Origin of the sequence: Pseudopedobacter sp., from assembly GCF_040392825.1 — a bacterium.
In the GTDB taxonomy this organism is placed as follows: domain Bacteria; phylum Bacteroidota; class Bacteroidia; order Sphingobacteriales; family Sphingobacteriaceae; genus Pseudopedobacter.
Map to the genome: position 1 here is coordinate 1 of NZ_JBEBVH010000223.1, position 6,746 is coordinate 6,746.

Annotated in this window: 7 protein-coding genes; 6 read left to right on the forward strand and 1 reads right to left on the reverse strand. The window is 35.0% G+C overall.

Translation table 11 applies throughout. The features are described 5' to 3' along the window. On the reverse strand, positions 1 to 342 hold a 342-nt coding region (folK, locus tag ABWO41_RS13940; protein WP_353139197.1), incomplete at its 3' end, for a 2-amino-4-hydroxy-6-hydroxymethyldihydropteridine diphosphokinase. A gap of 82 nt (positions 343 to 424) precedes the next feature. Between folK and sppA the strand changes: the two genes are divergently transcribed. The 6 genes from sppA to mazG form a co-directional block, all read left to right on the forward strand. Beyond that, positions 425 to 2,188, forward strand: coding sequence for a signal peptide peptidase SppA (gene sppA / locus ABWO41_RS13945; RefSeq protein WP_353139200.1), 1,764 nt, complete (start codon positions 425 to 427; stop codon positions 2,186 to 2,188). Positions 2,189 to 2,313: 125 nt separating this feature from the next. Next, positions 2,314 to 3,996: a helix-hairpin-helix domain-containing protein gene (locus ABWO41_RS13950; RefSeq protein ID WP_353139203.1), complete on the forward strand. Its 1,683-nt coding sequence runs from the start codon at positions 2,314 to 2,316 to the stop codon at positions 3,994 to 3,996. Positions 3,997 to 4,061: 65 nt separating this feature from the next. Continuing rightward, on the forward strand, positions 4,062 to 4,667 hold the full coding sequence (locus ABWO41_RS13955) for a DUF4254 domain-containing protein (protein ID WP_353139206.1): 606 nt from the start codon (positions 4,062 to 4,064) through the stop codon (positions 4,665 to 4,667). Further along, positions 4,668 to 5,693 (forward strand): glycosyltransferase family 9 protein, encoded by a 1,026-nt coding sequence (locus ABWO41_RS13960; protein WP_353139209.1) that lies wholly within the window; start codon positions 4,668 to 4,670, stop codon positions 5,691 to 5,693. Further along, the gene (locus tag ABWO41_RS13965) at positions 5,686 to 6,177 is read left to right on the forward strand and encodes a SixA phosphatase family protein (protein WP_353139212.1); all 492 of its coding nucleotides are present in this window, start codon (positions 5,686 to 5,688) and stop codon (positions 6,175 to 6,177) included. The genes ABWO41_RS13960 and ABWO41_RS13965 overlap by 8 nt, the downstream gene beginning before the upstream one ends. A gap of 17 nt (positions 6,178 to 6,194) precedes the next feature. Then, the coding region (gene mazG / locus ABWO41_RS13970; protein ID WP_353139215.1) for a nucleoside triphosphate pyrophosphohydrolase at positions 6,195 to 6,746 on the forward strand (552 nt) is incomplete at its 3' end.

The following is a 6,746-nucleotide window of genomic DNA, read 5'->3' on the forward strand; positions in this document are numbered from 1 at the left end:
GTGCGGAATGGTTAACTTATCTGTTTTAACAACTATTTTATCGTAAAAAAGTATATCAATATCGATTGTTCTTTCACCCCAATGTTGTAGTCTACTCCTTCCCAGCTTTAACTCTATATTATGTATTTGCTCCAGTAATTCATACGGGTCTAGTACCGTCTCTACCGAAATTGCCATATTAAAAAAATCCGGCTGGCTTTCATTACCCCAGGCTTTGGTTTCGTAAACAGCCGATTTTGCTTTTATAACTCCAATATTTTCTGCAATCAGTTCAACACATTTTTTTAAATTAGACAATCTGTCTCCTAAATTCCCTCCAATACTTAAATAAGTCGTGAACATTAATTCTGTAACAATTATTAGTAATGAATATCTAAAGTTATATTTGCAATACACAAAATTAAAAAAACGCTAATTAATTCAGATGAAACAATTCTTTAAATTTGTTTTCGCATCAATGGTAGGAGTTTTCCTGTCTATAACCTTATTCTTAATTTTAGTTTCGATTATTACTGCTGGTTTAATTAGCAGTTCTAATACTGCGGTAGAAATAAAAGAAAACACTATACTTCACCTCAACCTTAACTATCCTATCTTAGAACGATCGGCATCAAACCCTTTGGAAGATTTAGAGATAGGACCGTTAAAAAAAGAGAAAACTCTTGGATTAAATGATATATTAAAGAGCATCCGACATGCTAAACAAGACGATAAAATACAAGGTATTTATTTAGACGCTTCTGCCGTTCAGGCCGGAATGGCAACTGTAGAAGAAATTAGAGATGAATTATTAAACTTTAAAAAATCGGGAAAATTTATTGTGGCATATAGTGAAGTATTCACTCAGAAATCTTACTATTTAGTTTCTGCCGCTTCTAAAGTTTATCTTAATCCCGTTGGATACCTGGAATTAAAAGGCCTTAGCAGTAACACCATGTTTTTTAAAGGTGCTCTTGAAAAATTGGAAATAGAACCTCAGGTTATTAAAGTAGGTACTTTTAAAAGTGCTGTGGAGCCTTTTATTTTAGACAAAATGAGTGATGCCAATAGGTTACAGATGACCAGTATCCTGAATTCGGTATTCGAAGACTTTACTCAAAAAATTGCCAGGGAACGCAGATTAGCCAAAGATTCTGTAGTGGCCATAGCTAACCAACTTAAAGTAAGGTCTGCAGAAGATGCATTAAAATATAAATTGGTTGATGCATTAAAGTATAAGGACGAGGTTCTGGATGAGTTAAAATCAAAAACTGGAATTGACAAAAAGAAAAACCTGAATACTATTTCTCTATCAGATTATGCAAGTTCGGTAAAATCCGAAAGTACGGGTTCTAACAGGATTGCAGTTATTTATGCTAACGGAGAAATAAACGGCGGTGAAGGCGATGAAAAAACAATTGGTTCTGAAGGTATTTCAAGGGCGATCAGAAAAGCAAGATTAGACGATAAAATTAAAGCCATTGTTCTTAGAGTGAACAGCCCCGGAGGGAGTGCCCTGGCCTCTGATGTAATTTGGAGAGAAACAGTATTAGCTAAAAAAGAGAAACCTGTAATTGTTTCTATGGGTGATTATGCTGCTTCGGGCGGTTATTATATTTCATGTGCTGCCGACTCGATATTTGCAGAACCAAACACTATTACAGGGTCTATTGGAGTATTTGCAATGCTTCCAAATCTCAAACCTTTTTTAAATAACAAATTAGGAATCACCTTTGATGGTGTAAAAACAGGTGAATTTGCAGATTTGGGACAGGTTACCAGACCACTTACTGCGGCAGAAAAAAATCTTTTACAGCAAGAGGTCAATAAAATTTATTTTGATTTCACTAAAAGAGTGGCAGAAGGAAGAAAAATCTCTCAGACCTACGTAGATAGTATTGGACAAGGAAGGGTTTGGACAGGTAAACAGGCTATAGAACTAGGTTTAGTAGACAGAATTGGCCATATTGAAGATGCTATAAAATCTGCTGCTAAAAAAGCAAAAATAGAAGATGATTACAGAATTATTAATTATCCAGAGAAAAAAGATGGTCTTTTGAGTATTCTTGACAAATCTGGCGATAAGGTAAAAACTTACTTCCTTGAAAAAGAGCTTGGCGAAAGTTACAAATATTATAAAAAGTTAAACGAGACTTTAAATATGAAAGGTGTTCAGGCATTAATGCCTTACACCTTAAATTTTGAATAGGATATTTCAATCAGGAGCTCCCTTTGTCTCAAATTGAGATAAAGGGAGTTTTTATTTAACTCAAGACACTCTAAATGCCTGTAATTTTAGCTTTATCTCTAACTTAGTATTCTCATATCCGACAAATGGAAAACAAAGAAATTTCTAGAGCTTTAAAGTTGCTCTCTCAGTTAATGGAACTTCATGAAGAAAATCCATTCAAAATAAGATCTGTTGCTAATGCATCCTTTAAAGTAGACAAATTACCCTTTAAACTGAAAGACAAAAGCTTAGCCGAGCTAGAAACTATAGATGGCATAGGAAAAAGTACTGCTTCTAAAATATGGGAACTGCTTGAGCATGGAAGTATAGAAGAATTAAATTCTTTAATAGCTGCTACTCCTGGCGGTGTGCTGGATATGCTGGGAATAAAAGGTGTTGGCCCTAAAAAGATAGCTATCATCTGGAAGAATCTGGGAATAGAAAATATCGGGGAACTCTATTACGCCTGTAACGAAAACCGCTTAATAGAAGCTAAGGGCTTTGGTTTAAAAACGCAGGTAGCGATTAAGAAAGCTATAGAGTTTAAAATGGCCAGCAAAGGCAGATTTTTATACGCTGCTATCGAAACAGCGGCTTATAGCTATCGGGATTCTTTAAGCAGTGTCATTAAGGAAGTTGATTTATCTTCTTCGGTAGAAATTACTGGTGAATTTAGAAGAAAATGCGAAATTATTGATGAATTGAGCTTCCTGGTGATTAGTCTAAAACCAGAAGAAGCTAAAATTACAATTCAACATAGCTTTGAACAGGAAATTAACAATGAGCCGGAAAAAATCACGTTGAAAGATGAGAATGGTATTAACATAGCTATTCATTTTTGTTTGCCTGATAATCATGCTTTCAAATTATTCGAAACCACTGGTTCTGCGGAACATGTGGAAGAAGTGAAAAAATTATTAAGCGGTAATCAATTCGAATCAGAAAATGCGCTTTATCAGTCGGCAGGATTAGATTTTATAGAACCAGAACTTAGAGAAGGTGGACAAGAAATAGCCTGGGCAAAAAATCATCAATTACCTCAATTAATAGATTTCGGAGATTTAAAAGGCACTTTACACAATCACAGTACCTGGAGTGACGGCGTACATACTCTTGAAGAGATGGCTTTATACTGCAAAAACACGCTCAAACTGGAATATTTAGGTATTTGCGATCACTCTAAAACTGCAGTATATGCTAACGGTTTAAATATTGAAAGGGTTTTACAGCAACATGAAGAAATTGATGCTATAAATGTAAAATTAGCTCCATTTAAAATATTTAAAGGCATTGAATCTGATATTTTAGGAGATGGAAGTCTCGACTATCCAGAAGAAATATTAGCAAAGTTTGACTTTGTAGTCGCTTCTGTTCATTCTAACCTGAAAATGGATCAGGAGCGTGCTACCGAAAGATTAATAAAAGCTATTGAAAATCCTTATACAACTATTTTAGGTCACCCCACAGGTCGCTTACTGCTAAGCCGTGGAGGTTACCCGATAGATTATAAAAAGGTAATAGATGCCTGTGCTTTAAATGGAGTAGTGATAGAAATTAATGCCAATCCATTAAGACTTGATTTAGATTGGCGCTGGCATCAATATGCATTGGAAAGAGGCGTTATATTATCTGTTAATCCGGATGCACACAGAAATGAAGGATTTCTTGATATGCATTACGGAATATACGTAGCCAGAAAGGGCGGATTAACAAAAGAAATGTGTTTAAACTGCTTTGATTTAGATCATATTTCTTCTTTTTTCGGTAACAGAAAACAAAAGCAATAATTAACTTACTAGTAATTAGTATTATTTTAGCAAAATTAACGAGTCAATCTCAGCAAATTAAAATTATGTTTAGCAATCTTTGTAATCAAATATTCGAACAAGCGGTTATAGATTATCATAAAGCAGATGAAATAGACCAGCATTTTTCTAACCCATATGCTCCTCAGACCATAGAGAATCTTTTATATAGAAAGAACTGGATAGATACTATGCAATGGCATATGGAAGACGTAGTACGAAATCCTGAGATAGATCCGGTAGAAGCGCTGAAATGGAAAAGAAGAATAGATGCTTCTAATCAGGACAGAACAGATTTGGTAGAGTTTATAGATAGTTATTTTTTAGAAAAATATCAGGACATCAAACCTAAATCAACAGCAAAAATCAATTCTGAAAGCCCTGCATGGGCTATAGACAGGCTCTCTATTCTGGCACTGAAAATCTATCACATGAGTGAAGAGGCAAACAGACAAAGTGCTTCTGAAGAACATCGGCAGAATTGCCAAAAGAAATTGGATATTCTTTTGCAACAGAAAACAGATCTATCTTCTGCAATAGACGATTTATTGACAGATATCGAAAATGGCGATAAGTACATGAAAGTTTACAAGCAGCTTAAGATGTACAACGATCCAAGTTTAAATCCGATTCTATACAACACCAAAGCTTAAATGGGAAAAGGACAGAAAATCCTTATAATAAGACTTTCTGCTATGGGCGATGTGGCAATGACAGCGCCCGTACTTAAACAAATTGCTGCTCAAAATCCAGAATGCTCTTTCGTATTTTTAACTAGACCGTTATTTAGTGCTTTTCTGGATGACATTCCTAACACCGAGGTTTTTCCTTTCAATCCGAAAGAACATAAAGGCATTAAAGGTTTGTACAACCTCTATAAGAAATTAAAAAAAGAAAAATTCACGGCTGTTGCAGACCTGCATTACAATCTACGCTCCAGAATAATTTCTTTATTTTTTAAAATATCTGGTGTTACAGTGGTTTCTTTAGATAAAGGAAGAGTAGAAAAGAAATTACTAACAAGAAAAGAAAACAAAATACTTTCCCGCCTAAAACCGACTTGGAAGCGTTATGCAGAGGTATTTGAAAAACTTGGACTCAATACCGCAATTGAAAATATTTTAAAGCTACAAAGAGAAACTCTTACCAGGGAGATCGTTAATCTAACCGGAGAAAAACAAACAGCCTGGGTTGGTATTTCTCCCTTTGCTCAGCATTTGCAGAAAATTTATCCATTAAATAAGATGGAAACTGTAATACAACACTTATCTGACTGTAAAATCTTTATTTTTGGTGGTGGGAACGAAGAAAAATCGATAGCAGAGGCATGGCAAAGTAAATATCAAAATGTTGTATCTACCATTGGCGAATTTAATATCCCAGAAGAATTAAAACTAATTTCTAACCTGGATGTCATGATAAGCATGGATTCTTCGGGAATGCATATGGCTTCTTTAAAAGGCATAAAAGTTGTTTCGGTTTGGGGTTCAACTCATCCTTATGCAGGCTTTTTAGGATTTGGTCAAGACGAAAATAATTGTGCACAAATAGAGTTAGAATGCAGACCATGTTCTATTTATGGCAACAAACCATGTTTCAGAGCCGAGTTGGCGTGTTTAAACTGGCTCGAACCTGAAATCATTATTTCAAAAACAAAAGATATTTTAAAAGATGTCTAAGCAATTATTGATTATCAGGCATGCATCGGCTGCCTGGCCAAAGGATATCCGGTCCGATTTTGAAAGACCTCTAAAAAAAGAAGGTATTGAAGAAGCTAATAACCTTGGTCTGTTCCTGAAAAACAACGAAATTATACCAGATCATATCCTATGTAGTCCGGCAAACCGTACAAAAAATACCTTTTTAGTTATTAATCATTATCTTAATGTTGCAGAAGATTTTGTGTTTTTTGATAAGGCCATCTATGAAGCTTCTTATAAAACGTTATTTAACGCTTTAACAAAACTGGATAATAAATACGACAAGGTAATACTAATTGGCCACAACAACGGCATTTCAGATTTGATCAATTATTTCCTGGACGAAAATTACATAAGTCTCCCTCCTGCCGGGATTGCACTGCTGGAATTTCCCGTCGATAACTGGAAGATGATTAGCAAAGGTTTGGCAGAAATAAAATTGGTACGCTTCCCCGAAAACTAAATCCTTAACTTTACTTTATGAATGTTTTTGATACATCGATTAATCCTGCTGATGCTTTTAACAGGCTTTTAGCCATCATGGACGATCTAAGATTGAAATGTCCGTGGGATAAAAAACAAACGTTAGAGTCTTTAAGACATTTAACTATTGAGGAAACCTACGAATTATCTGATGCCATAGTAGAAAAAGATATGCAGGAAATTAAAAAGGAATTGGGGGATATTATGCTGCACCTTGTCTTCTATTCCAAGATAGCTTCGGAAACTAACGATTTTAATATTACTGATGTTCTAAACAGCGTATGTGAAAAGTTGATTAACAGGCATCCGCATATTTATGGTGACACTAAGGCTGAAACGGAAGAAGCTGTAAAACAGAATTGGGAAAAAATTAAATTAAAAGAAGGGAATAAATCTGTTTTAGGTGGCGTCCCTTCATCTCTCCCCGCCTTAATTAAAGCATCAAGAATCCAGGAGAAAGCCAGAGGAGTAGGTTTCGATTGGGAAAATAAAAATCAAGTTTGGGAAAAAGTAGAAGAAGAACTTCAGGAGTTCAGAAACGAGTTTGAA

What these genes read in the sequence shown, in the direction of transcription:
- sppA (WP_353139200.1), top strand. Translation starts at nt 425, where the DNA reads ATGAAACAATTCTTTAAATTTGTTTTCGCATCAATGGTAGGAGTTTTC.
- ABWO41_RS13950 (WP_353139203.1), top strand. Translation starts at nt 2,314, where the DNA reads ATGGAAAACAAAGAAATTTCTAGAGCTTTAAAGTTGCTCTCTCAGTTA.
- ABWO41_RS13955 (WP_353139206.1), top strand. Translation starts at nt 4,062, where the DNA reads ATGTTTAGCAATCTTTGTAATCAAATATTCGAACAAGCGGTTATAGAT.
- ABWO41_RS13960 (WP_353139209.1), top strand. Translation starts at nt 4,668, where the DNA reads ATGGGAAAAGGACAGAAAATCCTTATAATAAGACTTTCTGCTATGGGC.
- ABWO41_RS13965 (WP_353139212.1), top strand. Translation starts at nt 5,686, where the DNA reads ATGTCTAAGCAATTATTGATTATCAGGCATGCATCGGCTGCCTGGCCA.